Source organism: Ectothiorhodosinus mongolicus, from assembly GCF_022406875.1.
GTDB classification, from domain to species: Bacteria; Pseudomonadota; Gammaproteobacteria; order Ectothiorhodospirales; family Ectothiorhodospiraceae; genus Ectothiorhodospira; species Ectothiorhodospira mongolica.
In genome coordinates this window covers 1,223,432-1,240,506 of the sequence record NZ_CP023018.1, presented here as the reverse complement: position 1 = coordinate 1,240,506, position 17,075 = coordinate 1,223,432, and the positions used below count along the sequence as shown (strand labels likewise).

General features: G+C 53.8%; 15 protein-coding genes. 8 read left to right on the top strand and 7 right to left on the bottom strand.

Features of this window, described 5'->3' with window-relative positions; translation table 11 throughout:
• Positions 1-6: 6 nt before the first annotated feature.
• Positions 7-3,768 (bottom strand): methionine synthase, encoded by a 3,762-nt coding sequence (gene metH / locus CKX93_RS05860; RefSeq protein ID WP_076755953.1) that lies wholly within the window; start codon positions 3,766-3,768, stop codon positions 7-9.
• A gap of 21 nt (positions 3,769-3,789) precedes the next feature.
• Between metH and CKX93_RS05855 the strand changes: the two genes are divergently transcribed.
• Entirely contained in the window at positions 3,790-4,587 is a 798-nt protein-coding gene (locus CKX93_RS05855) for an arginyltransferase (RefSeq protein ID WP_420828614.1), read from the top strand.
• Here the strand turns inward: CKX93_RS05855 and CKX93_RS05850 are convergent.
• Genes CKX93_RS05850 through ampD form a run of 3 tightly spaced genes read right to left on the bottom strand, consistent with a single transcriptional unit; the run spans position 4,584 to position 6,599 of the window.
• Positions 4,584-5,351 (bottom strand): inositol monophosphatase family protein, encoded by a 768-nt coding sequence (locus tag CKX93_RS05850; RefSeq protein WP_076755739.1) that lies wholly within the window; start codon positions 5,349-5,351, stop codon positions 4,584-4,586. The genes CKX93_RS05855 and CKX93_RS05850 overlap by 4 nt on opposite strands.
• A gap of 40 nt (positions 5,352-5,391) precedes the next feature.
• Positions 5,392-6,009: a histidine phosphatase family protein gene (locus CKX93_RS05845; RefSeq protein ID WP_076755738.1), complete on the bottom strand. Its 618-nt coding sequence runs from the start codon at positions 6,007-6,009 to the stop codon at positions 5,392-5,394.
• Positions 6,009-6,599: a 1,6-anhydro-N-acetylmuramyl-L-alanine amidase AmpD gene (gene ampD / locus CKX93_RS05840; protein WP_234982822.1), complete on the bottom strand. Its 591-nt coding sequence runs from the start codon at positions 6,597-6,599 to the stop codon at positions 6,009-6,011. The genes CKX93_RS05845 and ampD overlap by 1 nt, the downstream gene beginning before the upstream one ends.
• A gap of 63 nt (positions 6,600-6,662) precedes the next feature.
• Between ampD and CKX93_RS05835 the strand changes: the two genes are divergently transcribed.
• On the top strand, positions 6,663-8,666 hold the full coding sequence (locus CKX93_RS05835) for a UvrD-helicase domain-containing protein (protein WP_076755736.1): 2,004 nt from the start codon (positions 6,663-6,665) through the stop codon (positions 8,664-8,666).
• 53 nt (positions 8,667-8,719) lie between these two features.
• Here the strand turns inward: CKX93_RS05835 and groL are convergent, their stop codons facing one another.
• From groL to CKX93_RS05820, 3 genes are all read right to left on the bottom strand, one after another.
• Positions 8,720-10,366, bottom strand: a complete 1,647-nt coding sequence (groL, locus tag CKX93_RS05830; RefSeq protein ID WP_076755735.1) for a chaperonin GroEL — start codon at positions 10,364-10,366, stop codon at positions 8,720-8,722.
• Positions 10,367-10,417: 51 nt separating this feature from the next.
• Positions 10,418-10,708, bottom strand: coding sequence for a co-chaperone GroES (groES, locus tag CKX93_RS05825; protein ID WP_076755734.1), 291 nt, complete (start codon positions 10,706-10,708; stop codon positions 10,418-10,420).
• Between the two features lie 116 nt (positions 10,709-10,824).
• On the bottom strand, positions 10,825-11,316 hold the full coding sequence (locus tag CKX93_RS05820; RefSeq protein WP_076755733.1) for an FxsA family protein: 492 nt from the start codon (positions 11,314-11,316) through the stop codon (positions 10,825-10,827).
• Positions 11,317-11,463: 147 nt separating this feature from the next.
• Here CKX93_RS05820 and CKX93_RS05815 point away from each other — a divergent pair, with 147 nt between their 5' ends.
• The 6 genes from CKX93_RS05815 (at position 11,464) to accB (ending at position 17,072) form a co-directional block, all read left to right on the top strand.
• On the top strand, positions 11,464-12,030 hold the full coding sequence (locus tag CKX93_RS05815) for a thioredoxin family protein (RefSeq protein ID WP_076755732.1): 567 nt from the start codon (positions 11,464-11,466) through the stop codon (positions 12,028-12,030).
• A gap of 10 nt (positions 12,031-12,040) precedes the next feature.
• Complete coding sequence (locus CKX93_RS05810; protein ID WP_084178670.1) at positions 12,041-13,348, top strand: TolC family protein; 1,308 nt, start codon at positions 12,041-12,043, stop codon at positions 13,346-13,348.
• Positions 13,345-14,106 (top strand): efflux RND transporter periplasmic adaptor subunit, encoded by a 762-nt coding sequence (locus CKX93_RS05805; RefSeq protein WP_076755731.1) that lies wholly within the window; start codon positions 13,345-13,347, stop codon positions 14,104-14,106. The genes CKX93_RS05810 and CKX93_RS05805 overlap by 4 nt, the downstream gene beginning before the upstream one ends.
• 79 nt (positions 14,107-14,185) lie before the next feature.
• On the top strand, positions 14,186-15,991 hold the full coding sequence (dsbD, locus tag CKX93_RS05800; RefSeq protein ID WP_076755730.1) for a protein-disulfide reductase DsbD: 1,806 nt from the start codon (positions 14,186-14,188) through the stop codon (positions 15,989-15,991).
• A gap of 166 nt (positions 15,992-16,157) precedes the next feature.
• Entirely contained in the window at positions 16,158-16,601 is a 444-nt protein-coding gene (gene aroQ, locus CKX93_RS05795; protein ID WP_076755729.1) for a type II 3-dehydroquinate dehydratase, read from the top strand.
• A gap of 6 nt (positions 16,602-16,607) precedes the next feature.
• Entirely contained in the window at positions 16,608-17,072 is a 465-nt protein-coding gene (accB, locus tag CKX93_RS05790; RefSeq protein WP_076755728.1) for an acetyl-CoA carboxylase biotin carboxyl carrier protein, read from the top strand.
• Positions 17,073-17,075: the final 3 nt, after the last annotated feature.

Below are 17,075 nucleotides of genomic sequence, written 5' to 3'. Positions count from 1 at the left end.
TACATCCTAATCGGGGTCGTACCCCAAATTGGGAGCGAGCCAACGCTCGGCCTGTTCCAAGGGCATGTCCTTGCGGCGCGCATACTGCTCGACCTGGTCGCGATTTATTTTGCCCACGCCGAAGTAGCGTGACTCCGGGTGGGAAAAATAAAACCCAGAGACTGATGATGCGGGTGACATTGCATAGCTATCCGTCAGGGTCATATCGGCGTGCGTCACGGGGTCAATCAAAGTCCACAGCAATCCTTTTTCCGTATGCTCGGGGCAGGCGGGATAGCCTGGTGCCGGACGAATACCTAGGTAGCGCTCATCAATGAGATCCTCATTACTGAGTGTTTCATCGGCAGCATAACCCCAGAATTCGCGACGCACCCGCTCGTGCATGTGCTCAGCGAAGGCCTCAGCCAGACGATCTGCCAGCGCTTTTATCATGATGGCTGAGTAATCGTCATGGGCTGCTTCAAAGCGAGCCACATGCTCATCCAGCCCAATACCGGCTGTAACGGCAAACCCGCCGAGATAGTCCTCGCGGCCGAGTTCCAGCGGGGCAATGAAGTCCGCTAAACACATATTGGGTGCCTGACGAGGCTTTCTCACCTGTTGACGCAAATGATGCAAGCGCATCAAAGGCTCTGTGCCAGCGGCATCATGATACAACTGAATATCATCATGATCGACGCAGCGTGCCGGGAAAAACCCAAGCACCGCTTTGGCGGTTAGCCAGCGCTCAGCAATGATGGTGCGCAGCATGGGCTGAGCCTCAGCGAATAAGGTGCGTGCTTCCTCACCGACGATTTCATCATCCAAGATGCGAGGATATGATCCATGTAAATCCCAAGCTCGGAAAAAGGGAGTCCAGTCGATGTAGTCCACCAGCAATTGCAACGGATAATCATCAAAGCACAAGAGCGCGCTGTCTGACCCATTGGGGCGGAGCACTTTTGGTGCCGGGCCGCCAAGATCCATGCCTTTTTGAGCATCTAACACTGCGGGTCGGGGTGGTTGGTACTCCTGCCAATTCACTGGCGTAGCGTTGGCTCGAGCGTCTTCCAAGCTTAACCAATCCTGTTTTTTCTGCCGCGCATGATGGTTGGTTCGCACATCCTCATATTCAGCGCGTATTTTTTCCACATAAGGCCCACGCAACTCGGGACTCACCAGACTTTGTGCCACGCCCACAGCGCGTGAGGCGTCTTTTACCCAGACGGTTGGACCTTTGTAATTTGGGGCGATTTTAACCGCGGTATGGGCGCGCGAGGTGGTGGCGCCGCCAATTAGCAAAGGAATGCTCATATCCAGGCGCTGCATTTCTGATGCCATATGCGCCATCTCTTCAAGCGAAGGTGTGATCAGGCCAGATAAGCCAATGACATCCACCTGATGCTCATTGGCCTTTTCTAAAATCACTGGCGCGGGCACCATCACGCCCAAATCAATGACCTCGAAGTTATTGCATTGCAGAACCACACCGACGATGTTTTTACCGATGTCATGCACATCGCCTTTGACCGTCGCCATGAGGATGCGGCCGTTATTCTTACTGTCATCGGTTTTTTCAGCTTCGATATAGGGAATCAGGTGGGCCACGGCTTTTTTCATCACCCGCGCCGATTTCACCACCTGAGGCAGGAACATCTTACCCTCCCCAAACAAGTCGCCGACAAAATTCATGCCGTCCATCAGCGGACCTTCAATCACCTGAATTGGCCGCTCAAAGCTCAGGCGCGCTTCCTCGGTGTCTTCTACGACATAGGCATCAATGCCTTTGACCAAGGCATGCTCTAGACGTTTGGCTACGGGCAACTCACGCCAAGCTAAATCTTCCTTACGCACCTCGCCTTCCTGACCCCGATAGCGCTCGGCGATATCTAATAAGCGCTCAGTGGCATCATCTCGACGATTGAGAACGACATCCTCGACCCGCTCGCGCAAATCCTCATCGATATTGTCATAGACCACCAATTGCCCGGCATTGACAATGCCCATGTCCATACCGGCACGAATGGCGTGATACAAGAATACTGAGTGAATGGCCTCGCGTACCGGATTATTGCCGCGAAATGAGAAAGAGACGTTGGAGACTCCACCGGAAATCAGGGCATGCGGCAGCTGCTGCTTAATTGCCCGAGTTGCTTCGATGAAGTCGACGCCATAGTTGTTGTGTTCTTCAATACCAGTGGCGATAGCAAAGATATTGGGATCGAAAATAATGTCCTCAGCGGGAAAGCCGACGTCCTCGGTGAGGATGCGGTAAGCCCGGCTACAAATCTCTAACTTGCGCTCCTGAGTATCTGCCTGCCCCTGCTCATCAAAGGCCATAACCACCACAGCGGCACCATAGCGACGCAATAGCTTGGCCTGATACACAAAACTCTCTTCGCCTTCCTTGAGCGAAATGGAGTTCACCACGCCTTTACCCTGTATGCATTTCAGGCCCGCTTCGATCACCTCCCATTTGGAGGAATCGATCATCACAGGCACACGCGCGATATCGGGTTCAGCCTGAGCTAGATTGAGAAAGCGTTGCATGGCTGCCAGAGCATCCAACATGCCCTCATCCATATTCACATCGATGATCTGCGCGCCGTTTTGTACCTGCTCGGCGGCTACTTCTAGGGCAGTCTCGTACTCACCGTCTTTAATCAGGCGCTTAAAGCGGGCACTCCCAGTGACATTGGTGCGTTCCCCAACATTCACAAACAAGGTTTCAGCGCCGATATTGAAAGGCTCAAGCCCCGATAAGCGACAAGCAGGCGAAATACTGGGCATAGATCGCGGTGGATGCACCTCAACGGCTTCCCGAATAGCGTGGATATGCTCTGGCGTCGTACCGCAGCAACCACCGACAATATTTAAAAAACCATCTTTGGCCCAGCTGCCAATCTCTTGGGCCATTTGTTCCGGCGTCTCGTCATATCCACCAAAAGCGTTGGGCAGGCCGGCATTCGGATGAGCCGACACAAAGGTATCGGCCATACGTGAGAGTTCCTCAACATAAGGCCGCAGCTCTTTTGGACCCAGGGCGCAATTTAGACCGATGGCCAATGGCCGCGCATGCCGCAAGCTATTCCAAAAAGCCTCTGTGGTCTGGCCAGTGAGCGTACGTCCGGAGGCATCGGTAATGGTGCCCGAGATCATCACGGGCACTCGCGAGCCTGACTCTTCAAAGAGGGTCTCTAGTGCAAAGACTGCGGCCTTGGCATTGAGAGTATCGAAGACGGTCTCGATCATCAGAAGGTCCGCCCCCCCTTCCAGCAAAGCTTCAGTTGCTTCACGATAAGCGGTCACCAGCGTGTCAAAATCGACATTGCGTTTTCCCGGGTCATTGACGTCTGGGGAGATGCTGGCCGTGCGATTGGTGGGCCCCAGGACACCGGCAACAAAGCGCGGCCGATCTGGTGTTTTCAGCGAATACTCAGCCGCTACCTCTTTGGCAAGGCGCGCCGCTTCGCGATTCAATTCAGGCACCAAGGCCTCCATGGCATAGTCAGCCATGGCGATATGCGTCGCATTGAACGTGTTGGTTTCAATGATATCGGCGCCGGCTTCCAAATATGCGCCATGCACTTCGCGAATAATCTGTGGCTGGGTCAGCACCAGCAAATCATTGTTGCCCTTAAGATCGGAGGGCCAGTCAGCAAAACGCTCACCGCGGTAGTCCTCCTCAACGAGGCCATAGGACTGAATCATCGTTCCCATGGCGCCATCGAGAATCAGAATACGTCGGCTAAGCGCCTCTTCCAGCGATGTTTTTTGAGCTTCACGCATAGCCATAAATAATACCACGGCCTGTCAATATCGCTTATATCCCGTTCATCTGACCCACATCAGCGACAAATTCCCAGTTTTACTGCACGCTTTGATTCCAACACGAGGGGTCAGCCCATGTTTTATGCCACCATTCCGGACAGATGCCCATATTTGGGGGATCGGGATATGGTGAGCATGTTTGCCGACCCGCACCAACCCATGGATGCCGCGACTTATGGCCGGCTGATACGTTTGGGTTTTCGGCGTAGCGGTGAGCATGTTTACCGTCATCAGTGCCGCAATTGCACGGCCTGTGTGCCAATGCGCGTTAACACAAACGACTTTGCAGCCGATCGCAAGCAACGTCGTGTGCATCGCATCAATAAAGACTTGAGCGTGCAGGTCCGCGATGCCGTTTATGACCCGCGCCATTTCAAACTCTACGAAGCCTATGTCAATCATCGCCATCAAGGCGGAGGCATGGATAACCCCAGCTCAGAGAGCTATTGGGCGTTCATTCACAGCACTTGGTGCAAAACCCTACTGGTGGAGTTTTCGCTGGGTGACCAACTACTTTGTGTGGCTGTCATCGACGAACTACCTGGGGCACTTTCTGCGGTCTACACCTTCTTTGATCCAGAGGCAGAGCGCCGCAGCCTTGGCACTTACGCGATTCTTTGGCAGATCGCTTACGCCAAAAAGCAGCAGCGACCCCATTTGTATCTGGGCTATTGGAACCAGGAGACCCACAAAATGGCTTACAAGGCGGACTTCATGCCCGCACATGGCCTGTATGACGGCATCTGGAAGCCGCTCAGAGACGGTCGCAAGCTTTAGGCATTACGAATGGCTTGTAAAGCGATCTGATGCAGCTCCGGAGTGGCCGCTGCCAGCACCGAGGTGGTCCTCAATGACAATGGCTGCCCCTCTAAATCTGTAAAAACCCCTCCGGCCTCGCGCACAATCACTGCCAAAGCAGCGATATCCAAGATATTCACATCCGATTCAATCACCAGATCAATACTGCCTGAAGCCAACAGGTGGTAGTGGTAGAAATCACCATAGCCGCGAGTGCGATTCACTTGCTGCACAATGCTCGCCAAGCCCTGCCAACCTGGACTACCGGCAAGCGTGTTGACATTGCCGATTGAGAGCGTGGCATCCGCCAGCTGAGTAACTTCACTGACATGCACTGGCCGATCATTTAGAAATGCACCACCGCCTTGTTCGGCATGGGCAAGCTGCGCAAACTCTGGAGCATTGGAAACGCCCAGCAACCAATCCTGCCCGTGGCGAAGGGCGATCTGCGTGGAGAAAAAGGGATATTGCCGCACAAAGCTTTTGGTCCCATCGATAGGATCAATCAGCCACAAATAAGGCGAATCCATGCGTTCTTGACCGGTTTCCTCCCCAAAACAACCATGTTCAGGGAAGCGCGCAAAAATCACCGACTTGATAGCCTTTTCCGACTCTACATCGGCTACGGTGACCGGTGATTGATCTGCTTTGAGCGTAATGTCGATATTTTGGCGGTAGTAATGGCTGATGACTGTTTGCGCGCTTTGCGCAGCAGCAATCGCGGTTTCTAAAAAAGCACTCATGTTCAAACTCAGCAAGTGGGTACTCAGATGGTCAAGTTTATCACGGAGCCAAGCCCTGCAGACGATTCACATACATCAGGCTCAAGCCCATCTGATCGGCTTCAACCTGAGTCACGCCGGCATAGGGAATCTTGATACGATACATGGCTTTTAGCGGGATATCTAAGGCGTAGCAAATCGTGGCGCGAATCACCCCGGCATGAGTCACCAGCAGGACATGCTGATCTGCATACTCTTGCTGTATGTGCCCAAGCCCGTGAATGACTCGCGCATAGAAATCTTCCAGGGGTTCCGAGCCCGCCGGACGCGCGTTCACAGGGTCGGCAAAAAAGGCCTGGTATTCTGGCCCTTGAGCGCGCAATTCGGCTCGGGTACGCCCTTCCCAAGCCCCAAAACCCACTTCGCGAAATCGGGACTCGATGGCTAGGGGCAAGCCAGTGCACTCAGCCAAGCGGCGCGCAAAACTCTGACAACGCTGCATCGGAGAACTAATGATTTGCGTCCAAGGCAAGGCGTGAGGCAAATCCTCACCGCCCATGGCTGACCACATTTGCTGCCAGCCCAAATCACTGAGTGGGTCATCAACGCCATCACCACGAAAACGTGCGCCCCCCTGAGGTTCGCCATGGCGCAATAAATCAAGACGAAAAATGGTCATTAGTGAGACACCCCAAGCCGACACTCGTTGAGGCCCTCTGCACGTAGCGATGTACGCAAAAATTCCCAATCAAACATCGGGCCCGGATCGGTTTTACGCCCCGGTGAAATATCCGCATGGCCTACGACGCAAAGCGGCTTTGCCAGGCTGGGATATTTATCCGCTAAGGCGCGTAATAGTTGGGTCAAGGCCGTATATTGCTCAGTGGTAAAAACTGTATCCTCGTCCCCTTCCAGCTCAATACCTACGGAAAAGTCATTGCAAGACTCACGGCCCTGGTAACGGGAGACGCCGGCATGCCATGCGCGCTGGTCAAAACCTACATATTGAGTGATCTGTCCTTGACGACGAATCAAGACATGCGCAGATACCCGTAATTCTGCGATTTGCGCGAAATAAGGATGACTTTGGGGGTTGAGTTGATTGCCAAACAGATCATCAATCCAGGGTCCACCGAATTCACCGGGGGGGAGACTGATGGCATGAATGACCACCAATTCCAGCGGGCAATCTAGGGGGCGATCGTCCTGATTGGGAGAGGGCAATTGGTGGGCACCCCGAACCCATCCCTGATCATTGATCTCCAACATCGACATTCACTCCATCACAGCAAATTCCGTTAACATGCCCAGTCATCTCTTCTCTGGCTATCCATGCAGTCACTTAATCCACAACAGCGCGCCGCCGTTGAGCATCTTTCTGGCCCACTACTGGTTTTGGCCGGTGCTGGCAGCGGCAAAACTCGTGTCATTACGGAAAAGATTGCGCATTTGATTCGTGACCATGGTATTGCGGCGCGGCGCATTGCAGCAATCACTTTTACCAACAAAGCGGCTCGGGAAATGCAGCATAGGGTCGGCGATCTCTTGGATAAGTCACAGACTCGGGGGCTGACCGTATCGACTTTTCATACCTTTGGTCTGAATTTTCTGCGCCGCGAGCCAGAACAGACAGGCTTGCGACCCGGTTTTAGCATTTTTGATGCTGCTGATGCCTTAAATGTGCTCAAACAAATCACGCAGCGGGATAGCAATGATGTGCTGCTGGCTGTTGCCCGAGACAGCATTAGTGGTTGGAAAAATGATCTGCTGGATCCGGGGCAAGCATTGGCACAAGCCGAAGATGAATTAGACATTCGCCACGCCGAGCTTTACGCGCGCTATCAACAAGCGCTGCGCGCCTACAATGCCGTGGATTTTGATGACCTAGTGCTGCTTCCTGCGCAACTCCTGCAACGAGATCCTACGCTCAGACAACAATGGCGCGAGCGCTTTCGCCATCTACTGGTTGATGAATATCAGGATACCAATGCCGGCCAGTATGCCTTGGTGCGAGCTTTGGTGGATGTTGAGGGTGGACTTACTGCTGTGGGTGATGATGACCAGTCGATTTACGCTTGGCGAGGGGCGCGTCCGGAAAATCTCATGCAGCTTAAGCAGGACTTTCCGCGTCTGCAGCTCATCAAACTGGAGCAGAATTACCGCTCGACCAATGTCATTTTAAAAGCCGCCAATCAGCTCATCGATAATAATCCCCATGAGGTCAGCAAACGACTTTGGAGCGCTCTAGGTGAAGGCGAGGCGATTCGTATCCTGAGCTGTAAAGATCCGGATCATGAAGCCGCGCGAGTCGTTTCAGAAATCATGAAACATCGGTTCAAAGCACGCAGCAACTATCGCGACTACGCAATTTTGTACCGCGGCAATCAGCAATCGCGTGTTTTTGAAAAGCTTCTACGGGAAAACCGGATTCCCTATCACATCAGCGGTGGCCAAAGCTTTTTTGAGCGATCGGAAATCAAGGACATATTGGCTTATCTGCGCCTGCTGGCTAATCCGGATGATGACGCCGCTTATCTCAGAATCATCAACGTGCCACGTCGCGAAATCGGCGCCTCAACCCTTGAAAAACTTGGCGGGTATGCCGGGGAGCGCAGACTCAGCCTGTTCGCTGCCAGCATGGAGATGGGCTTGCAACAGGTGCTATCGCAAAAGGCCGCACTGCGCCTAGAACAGTTCGCCGATCTGGTTAGCGAATGGCAGCGCCAAATGGATGAACAACCGCCGGCTGAACTTGTGGCCTCCATGATTCGAGAAGTGGCTTACGAGGACTGGCTCCAAGATCAATCCAGCAATCCCAAAGTCGCCGCGAAGCGCATCGCCAACGTGCAAGATCTGGTCGATTGGATTGGTCGCCTGAGCCGTGAACAAGACGACCAACAGGGCCGATCTTTGGCGGATATTGTCGCGCATATGTGTTTGCTGGACATGCTGGATCGTGCCAGCGGTGAGAACGAGGCTGATGGCGTGCATTTAATGACCCTACATGCCGCCAAAGGACTAGAGTTTCCGCATGTGTTCCTGGTGGGTTTTGAGGAGGAACTGCTGCCGCACCGCACCAGCCTAGAACAGGACGCATTGGAGGAAGAGAGACGCCTGGCTTATGTTGGCATCACCCGTGCACAACAAACCCTGTGTATCTCCCATAACCACCAACGGGCGCGCTTTGGTGAGGTACAGGCCTGCGAGCCGAGCCGCTTCCTCGAAGAACTGCCGTCGGAGTGTTTGGTTTGGCCAGACAAAGCACCGCCCGATCCGCAAGAGGCGCGCCTGACGGCGCGTGCGCATCTGAGCAACCTGAAAAGTCTTCTGGGGTAAATAAAAAAGGCCCCGCGAATGCGGGGCCCTTGTGACACCAAGCGGTGACGGGCTTACATCATGCCCATACCACCCATGCCACCCATATCGCCCATGCCACCCGGGGCAGCAGGCTCTTCCTTCTTCGGCTTCTCAGCCACCATAGCTTCCGTGGTGATGATCAGACCTGCCACAGAAGCGGCGTTCTGCAGCGCGGTGCGCGTGACCTTAGTGGGATCCAAGATACCCATTTCGATCATGTCACCATATTCCCCAGAAGCGGCGTTATAACCGTGGCTGTCTTTCAGCTCACGCACGCTGTTCATCACTACGGCGGGCTCTTCACCACAGTTGGAGACAATCTGGCGCAGAGGCTCTTCCATCGCACGGATGGCGATGGCGATACCCATGTCCTGATCGTGATTGCTGCCCTTGAGCTTGCCCATGGCTTCCAAAGCACGTACCAAAGCAACACCACCACCAGGAACCACACCTTCTTCCACAGCTGCGCGGGTTGCATGCAGCGCATCTTCCACACGGGCTTTCTTCTCTTTCATTTCGACTTCGGTTGCGGCACCAACTTTGATCACGGCCACACCGCCAGCGAGCTTAGCAACACGCTCTTGCAGCTTTTCCTTGTCGTAGTCGGAGGTCGCTTCCTCGATCTGAGCACGAATCTGCTCGACGCGCGCCTTGATATCAGCAGGGCTACCAGCGCCATCAATAATGGTGCTGTTTTCCTTGGTGACCACAATGCGCTTGGCCTGACCGAGATCTTCGATTGAGGCTTTTTCCAGCGACAGACCCACTTCTTCAGAGATGACCTGACCACCAGTAAGAATGGCGATGTCCTGCAGCATGGCTTTGCGACGATCACCAAAGCCCGGCGCCTTAACGGCGGCAACTTTAACAATGCCACGAATGCTGTTGACCACCAAAGTAGCCAGTGCTTCGCCTTCGATGTCTTCAGCGATGATCAGCAACGGCTTGCCAGACTTGGCCACGCCTTCCAACACAGGCAGCAATTCGCGGATATTGGAGATTTTCTTGTCGTGCAGCAGCACAAAGCAATCGTCCAACTCAGCGCTCATGTTCTGCTGGTTGTTAACAAAGTACGGCGACAGGTAACCACGGTCGAACTGCATGCCTTCGACAACATCCAAAGCGTTCTCCAGCGAGGAACCTTCTTCCACGGTGATCACGCCTTCCTTGCCGACTTTTTCCATGGCTTCGGCGATGATGCGGCCAACAGATTCATCGGCATTGGCAGAGATGGTACCCACCTGCGCAATGGCTTTAGTGTCGGTGCAAGGCTTGGAAAGCTTGGCCAGCTGTTCCACAGCAGCAATCACGGCTTTATCAATACCGCGCTTGAGATCCATGGGGTTCATGCCAGCAGTGACTGCTTTCATGCCTTCACGAACGATGGCCTGAGCCAGCACGGTTGCGGTGGTGGTGCCGTCACCGGCGACATCAGAAGTCTGTGAGGAGACTTCTTTGACCATCTGCGCACCCATGTTTTCGAACTTGTCCTCAAGCTCAATTTCTTTGGCGACAGACACACCATCTTTGGTGACTGTGGGGGCACCGAAGGATTTTTCCAGGACCACATTGCGGCCTTTGGGGCCGAGGGTCACTTTCACAGCATTGGCAAGGACATTTACGCCACGCACCATGCGCGAACGGGCGTCATCACCGAAGCGAACTTCTTTTGCACTCATTTCGTTTTATTCCTCTTGAAATCGATTGTTTTGGCGGGGGTACGCTGGGCTTTAGCCTTCGATCACAGCCATGACGTCTTCTTCACGCATGACCAGCAGATCTTCGCCATCAACCTTGACTTCAGTACCGGAGTACTTACCAAACATGACCTTGTCTCCGACTTTCAAATCCAGGGCGCGTGTTTCACCACTCTCCAGAATTTTGCCTTTACCAACGGCGACGACTTCACCGCGAATGGGTTTTTCAGCAGCACTGTCGGGGATCACGATGCCGCCGGGGCTGGTGCGCTCCTCTTCCATGCGCTTGATGATCACCCGATCATGCAACGGACGGATTTTCATGGACCTTGACTCCTTGTAAAACGATGGGTTGAAACATTTTCTATGGGTCAAGGGGATTGTTAGCACTCCCCTTGGGTGAGTGCCAATAATAGGATCGGTTTTCTGGATGTCAAGGGCTAAGGAGTTTTATCCTTTCCCGGCGGGTCTGGCTCACGCTCCCATTCACCCTCAATGGTACGGCGATCTCCTGCGCCAGAAGCAGGCCCCGCACCATCATGCTCAGAGGCACTGGAACGCGAGTGCGCCTGAATCAGGCCTCGCTTGATCACTGCTTGCGCCATCAGCACTCGGGTGGTCGGAATCAAACAGGCAAAGCCAATCGCATCGGTAAAAAAACCCGGAGTGAGTAATAATGCCCCGCCCAATAATAGGAAAAACCCCTCGACCAGTTGTGTGGCTGGGAGCTCTCCACGATCCAAGCTTTGCTGAAATCGACGCAAGGTCGCAAAACCCTGCAACCGCAACAAATAAGCCCCGAGGACAGCGGTAAAGATCACCAGCGCGACGGTAGGCCAGACGCCGATCCAGCCCCCCATCTGGATTAAGATGAAAATCTCGACCAATGGCACGATGAAAAATAGCGCCAAAAACACAGGAAACGTTGGCATCTCTTACCCCCTTTGAACCTCTTATAACAGGCCAACTAGGCTTGGGTAAAATGGGCATAGGATGATGCAGCGCAGGATTCCTCGGGCACGACTCTGCTGTTATGATCTTATCGCCAATCGTAATATACCCCTGAATCAGGAGTCATTATGCCGTCTCGGCTGCAGCGTTCGAACTTCTTTGCCAGACTGGCCTTTGGGCTGTCACTTGCAATGATGCTTGTCGCACCTTCAATGGCGGAGGAGCGTGATCCCTATGAGTATTTCTTCCAGCCAACTTTTGGTGATTTTCAGGAAGAATTAGAAACCGCCAAGGCTGACGGAAAAACCGCCATCATGGTGTTTTTTGAGATGGATGAATGTCCTTTCTGCCACCGCATGAAGGAGAACATTCTCAATCAACGTGAGGTCCAGGATTTCTTTCGCGAACATTTCTCTAGCTTTTCGGTGGATGTTGAAGGCGCCATTGAAATCAATGATTTTCAGGGAAACACGACGACCGAGCGCGAGTGGGCTTTTGAGGGCAATCGGGTAAGGGCAACGCCTGTATTTCAGTTTTATGATCTGCAGGGCGAGCCTATCGCGCGTTTAACGGGTGCCACCTCCACACCTGAAGAATTCATTTGGTTGGGGGAATATGTGGTTAGCGGTGCCTATAAAGAGCAGCCGTTTAGCCGTTATCGTCGCGAACGCCAACAAGCTGCGCGCGACCTTTGAACCTCAAAAAATGCGCGCTTTGAGACCGCATCTTTGCCTGATGCTGCTCTGGCTGGCGCCTTGGTCTGCTGGCCAAACCGATGTCTTGCCAAGCCCATTGACGCTTCATGCAGCACTCACTCTAGCGGATGAAGCGCATCCCCATCTTCAGTGGTATCGCGCCCAGCAAATGGCCGCAGAGGCTGAAGCGCTGCAGGCACAGAGCCATAACAGATTGCAGCTTGGCCTGGAACTTAACCCCCGCTGGATCGACCCAAACCCACAGGCGCCTATTCGAGATAATGATGATTCTCGCGCTTTATTGAGCGCGCGCCAACCGCTGTATGATTTCGGTCGCAGTCGGTCTTTGCAGAACTCAGCACAAACCCAAATCCGCAGCCGCGAACTCGAATGGGCTCAACAGCGCCAACAACATCGCTTAAACATTATGGCGGCCTATTTCGATGTGCTACTGGCTGATCTGACCTATACCCGAGACAATGAGGCCATGGCGGTAGCCTTCGTGGAGCTCAATAGACAGAGAAATCGGCATGAGCTGGGGCGGGTTTCTGATGTGGACTTATTGGCAGACGAAAACCACTTTCAGCAGGCGCGACTGCAGCGTCTGTCTAGCCTGCAACAGCAACGTGCCAGACGCCAACACTTGGCCAATATCCTGAATCGCCCTGAACAACTGCCGGCACAATTGCGGGCCCCGGAACTGCGGGGTAATGATCGGCAGGCAGTCGACTTTAATGAATTACTGACTCAAGCCATGCAGTCTAATGCGCAGTTGCTTGCCCATAGACTAGAGCTTGAGGCCGCGAGCCAAGCGATGGCTGCCGCCCGAGCTCAGCGGCGCCCCACGCTGAGCGCAGAGGCCCAAGCTGGCTGGTGGAACCGAGAATTCGGCGGCGATCGTAACCCATATATGCTTGGCCTAGTTCTGGATTTGCCCCTTTATCAAGGGGGGCAAGAGAATGCCGCGCTAGTGCGCGCTCAAGCTGCGCATCATGCTGTGATTGCTGAGCTACAACTTTTTGAACTTAGGCTGCGTCAAGAACTGCTGGATACCTGGCTGGAGATCCAAAGATTGCGGACACAACGCGAGCAAGCGCAAATTCATGCCGATTACCGAGACCTATATCTGGATCGCAGTCGATCACTTTATGAGATGGAGGTGGCCACCGATTTCGGCGACTCTATGATGCGCCAGTCTGAAGCAATCTTGTTTACTGCAGAAACAGAGTTTCGTCTGGCCTTGGCTTGGGAACGTCTGGCCATCCTGGTCGGAGAGCCGGAGCTCAGCACCCTGACATTGCGAGGCGATGGATCATGAAACCTTTGGCTTGGTTTTTTCTTCCGCTGTTTTTTATCCCAGGGACTTTGCTGGCGCAAGAGCTAGAGGCACGGCTGCAATGGGCTGAGCGCCTGAGCATGGCGACCTCGGTCTCCGGTTATGTGACGCATATCGCTGTGCAAGCGGGGGATGCAGTCAAGCAGGGTGATGTTCTGATGCAGCTGGATAGCCGGGGTGCAGAAGCGCAACTGATGCGGGCCGAGGCTCAGGAACATCGATTGCGTCTGGCTTATGAGGAGGCGCAAAGAGAATTTGAACGCACCGAGGAGATGTACGATCGAACCTTGATCTCGCGGCGTGAATTATCCCTATCCGAAATCGCCTTATCGATGGCCCGCGCCGAGCATCAGCAGGCTAGGGCTGAACTGCTTCAGGCCAGGCTAGAGCTTGAATACACTCAGCTCATAGCACCTTGGGATGCGCGGGTTATCGATGTTCTAATCCCAGCCGGAGCACTGAATTACAATCGTTTGCAGGCTGAGCCTTTAATCATCATTGCTGATGCACAGCGAATGCTAGCGCGAGCCTTAGTGACTCACACACAGCTGGCCCGGGCATCGCAAAACCACTCCGTACTGGTGCGGATCGGTCAGCAACAGTATGACGCTCAGGTCAGCCACATTGGCCAGGAGTCCTTGCCTGATCAACCCGGCCTTTACGCGCTCGAGGTCAGCTTTGAACCAGGAAGTGACCACGGCCTGCTTGCAGGCATGGAAGCAAGGATTGTTCTGCCATGAACGCACCCAGGACGGAAACCATACCAACCTTGCGGGGTCTGACCCCATATTTGAATTGGATTAAGGACAGCTGTTCATCATGAAGCAAGCCCTCATCAAGATACTATTACTTGGCCTCATCATGCTTCTGCCCTGGCAGGCGCAGGCATTTATGGATGATGAGTTGCTGCCCCCTGACGAGGCCTTTGCTTTTGAGGCCTACATGGAAGACTTCAGCACTTTGGTGGCCGAATGGCGCATTGCACCGGGCTACTATATGTATGGCGAGCAGTTCCAATTCGAACTGCAAACCGATGGCGTTCGCATGGGTGAAATTGACCGCCCGGGAGGCACTTGGAAAGAAGATGAGTTCTTTGGCCGCGTTGAAACCTATCGTGATCTCATTCAAATCCGCATCAGTATTGATCGAGACACGGATGCGCCTGAGTCATTCACCGTTCGCGCGCGCTCGCAGGGTTGCGCTGATCTTGGCGTGTGTTATCCACCGCATTTTCAAACCGCTGAGGTCCTACTGAATGAATTTCGTCTGGCCACTCCACCGCGCGGCCCCCCGACTGTGGACACGCGTTCAGCCGCTCCGGTATCTGAGCAAGACCGCATTGCCGCACAGCTTGCCGATGGTCGATTCTGGCTGGTAGCTCTGGCCTTTTTTGGCTTTGGCTTACTGCTGACCTTCACACCCTGTGTGTTCCCGATGATACCCATCCTATCCAATATCATCGTCGGGCAGAAAAACCTCACTACACGCAAAGCCTTTTTCATCTCCTTGGTCTTTGTTCTGGCGATGGCCTTCACATACACCTTGGCGGGTGTCTTCGCAGGCCTAGCGGGCGCCAACTTACAGGCGGCTTTCCAAAACCCATGGATCATCGGTGGCTTTGTCGCTGTATTTATCGCCCTGTCCATGTCGATGTTCGGTTTTTACGAGCTACAAGTACCTACCAGCATCCAAACTCGGCTGGCCAACATCTCCAATAAGCAGGAAGGCGGCACTTTATTGGGTGCGGCGATTATGGGCTTTTTATCTGCTTTGATCGTCGGGCCCTGTGTGACCGCACCTTTGGTAGGCGCGCTGTTGTATATCAGTCAGACAGGCGATGCAGTCTTGGGTGGATTAGCACTATTTAGCTTAAGTATGGGCATGGGGCTACCGCTACTGCTGCTGGGCACCTCAGCCGGTAAAATTCTGCCCAAAGCCGGTGGTTGGATGGATACGGTCAAGGCCGTTTTTGGCGTGCTACTGCTGGCGATGGGCATTTGGCTGTTAGAGCGCGTTGCCCCTGTTCAGGCCACCATGCTCTTGTGGGCGGTATTGCTTATCGTCTCGGCTGTTTATATGGGTGCGCTCACCAACCTGGCTGATGACGTGAGTGGTTGGCGTCGGCTTTGGAAAGGCTTTGGCTTAGTGCTCATGGTCTACGGCATCTTGTTGATGATCGGGGCTGCCTCAGGGGCGCGTGACGTTTTCCGGCCGCTCAGCGGGCTGGCCATGGGTGGTGGCCAACAACAGCAGGCTGAACTAGTATTCAGACCCGTGCAAAGCATCGAGCAGCTGGAGCAAGAACTGCAGATGGCCCGCCAGCAAAATCAACCCACTATGCTTGATTTCTATGCCGACTGGTGCGTGGATTGTGTGCGTTTGGAACGCACCACGTTTCGCGATCCCGCGGTGATTGCTGCCATGGAGGGAGTGCGCTTGCTAAAAGTCGATGTCACCGCCAACACCGCAGAGGATCGTCAGTTGATGCAGCGTTTTGAACTCTTCGGCCCACCCGCGATGATTTTCTTTGATACCGCGGGCGAAGAGCTGCGAGACTATCGGCTAGTCGGTTATATTGGCGCAGGCAGTTTCGTTAGCCATGCACAAGGGGCTGTCGCGTATTAAGGTTTGACAGACTTAATATGCGCGTAACTTCGCGTATTTTGAAGCCAATGTCGTCGAAAATGCGCCTTTAAAGCAGATCACTGGACAGCCAAGTACAACTGCGGCAAAATCCTGACACTTCATCGGGCATCACTCTGGCTCGATCCAATCAGGATGTGTCTTCATTATGTCAAAACTTCTGTTGCTCAATGGTCCCAATTTAAATCTTCTTGGCCAGCGTGAGCCTAATGTCTACGGCACTCAAACCCTCGATGACATCATTGCCACCCTCAAGACGCAGGCATCACAGCGTCAGTGCGAGCTGCTCAGTTTTCAGTCTAACGCTGAACATGAACTGGTGGAGCGCATTCACCAAGCTCGCAGCGAAGGCATCGATGTCATCATCATTAATCCGGGGGCTTTAACCCACACCAGCATCGCTTTGCGTGATGCGCTTTTAGGGGTCAGCATCCCGTTTATTGAAATTCACCTTTCCAACATCTTTGCGCGCGAAGCCTTTCGCCACCAGTCTTATCTCTCGGATATCGCTGCCGGTGTCATCATGGGTCTGGGCCCTGTCGGCTACGAACTCGCGCTGCAAGCCGCCCTCTCTAAAACTCAAAGTCGCTAACCTCTAATGGATATAAGAAAAGTTAAAAAACTCATCGAGTTGCTCGAAGAATCGGGTATCAATGAAATTGAAATTAAGGAGGGGGAGGAATCGGTCCGCATTACCCGCGCACCTGCCGGCAGCAGCTCCACCATGATCCTGCCATCGCAATACAGCGCGCCGCCTGCCAGCGCACCAACGGCGGCATCGCCCTCAGGCAACCCAGAGGCGACCGCGGATATGCCTGAAGAAGTCAGCGGCGAAGCCATCACTGCACCGATGGTGGGAACCTTTTATCGCTCGTCTTCGCCCGGCGCCAAGCCTTTTGTGGAAATCGGCCAAAGTGTGAAAGCCGGTGACACGCTGTGCATTATCGAGGCCATGAAAATGCTCAATCAGATTGAAGCTGACCGCGCTGGTGTGATCAAGGCGGTATTGGTGGAAAATGGGCAGCCCGTGGAATACGGCGAACCCATGTTTGTCATTGATTGAGAC

What these genes read in the sequence shown, in the direction of transcription:
- ampD (WP_234982822.1), bottom strand. Translation starts at nt 6,599, where the DNA reads ATGTTGGAGATCAATGATCAGGGATGGGTTCGGGGTGCCCACCAATTG.
- CKX93_RS05850 (WP_076755739.1), bottom strand. Translation starts at nt 5,351, where the DNA reads ATGAGTGCTTTTTTAGAAACCGCGATTGCTGCTGCGCAAAGCGCGCAA.
- CKX93_RS05805 (WP_076755731.1), top strand. Translation starts at nt 13,345, where the DNA reads ATGAAACCTTTGGCTTGGTTTTTTCTTCCGCTGTTTTTTATCCCAGGG.
- CKX93_RS05845 (WP_076755738.1), bottom strand. Translation starts at nt 6,009, where the DNA reads ATGACCATTTTTCGTCTTGATTTATTGCGCCATGGCGAACCTCAGGGG.
- CKX93_RS05820 (WP_076755733.1), bottom strand. Translation starts at nt 11,316, where the DNA reads ATGCCAACGTTTCCTGTGTTTTTGGCGCTATTTTTCATCGTGCCATTG.
- groES (WP_076755734.1), bottom strand. Translation starts at nt 10,708, where the DNA reads ATGAAAATCCGTCCGTTGCATGATCGGGTGATCATCAAGCGCATGGAA.
- CKX93_RS05810 (WP_084178670.1), top strand. Translation starts at nt 12,041, where the DNA reads ATGCGCGCTTTGAGACCGCATCTTTGCCTGATGCTGCTCTGGCTGGCG.
- accB (WP_076755728.1), top strand. Translation starts at nt 16,608, where the DNA reads ATGGATATAAGAAAAGTTAAAAAACTCATCGAGTTGCTCGAAGAATCG.
- groL (WP_076755735.1), bottom strand. Translation starts at nt 10,366, where the DNA reads ATGAGTGCAAAAGAAGTTCGCTTCGGTGATGACGCCCGTTCGCGCATG.
- dsbD (WP_076755730.1), top strand. Translation starts at nt 14,186, where the DNA reads ATGAAGCAAGCCCTCATCAAGATACTATTACTTGGCCTCATCATGCTT.
- CKX93_RS05815 (WP_076755732.1), top strand. Translation starts at nt 11,464, where the DNA reads ATGCCGTCTCGGCTGCAGCGTTCGAACTTCTTTGCCAGACTGGCCTTT.
- metH (WP_076755953.1), bottom strand. Translation starts at nt 3,768, where the DNA reads ATGCGTGAAGCTCAAAAAACATCGCTGGAAGAGGCGCTTAGCCGACGT.
- CKX93_RS05835 (WP_076755736.1), top strand. Translation starts at nt 6,663, where the DNA reads ATGCAGTCACTTAATCCACAACAGCGCGCCGCCGTTGAGCATCTTTCT.
- aroQ (WP_076755729.1), top strand. Translation starts at nt 16,158, where the DNA reads ATGTCAAAACTTCTGTTGCTCAATGGTCCCAATTTAAATCTTCTTGGC.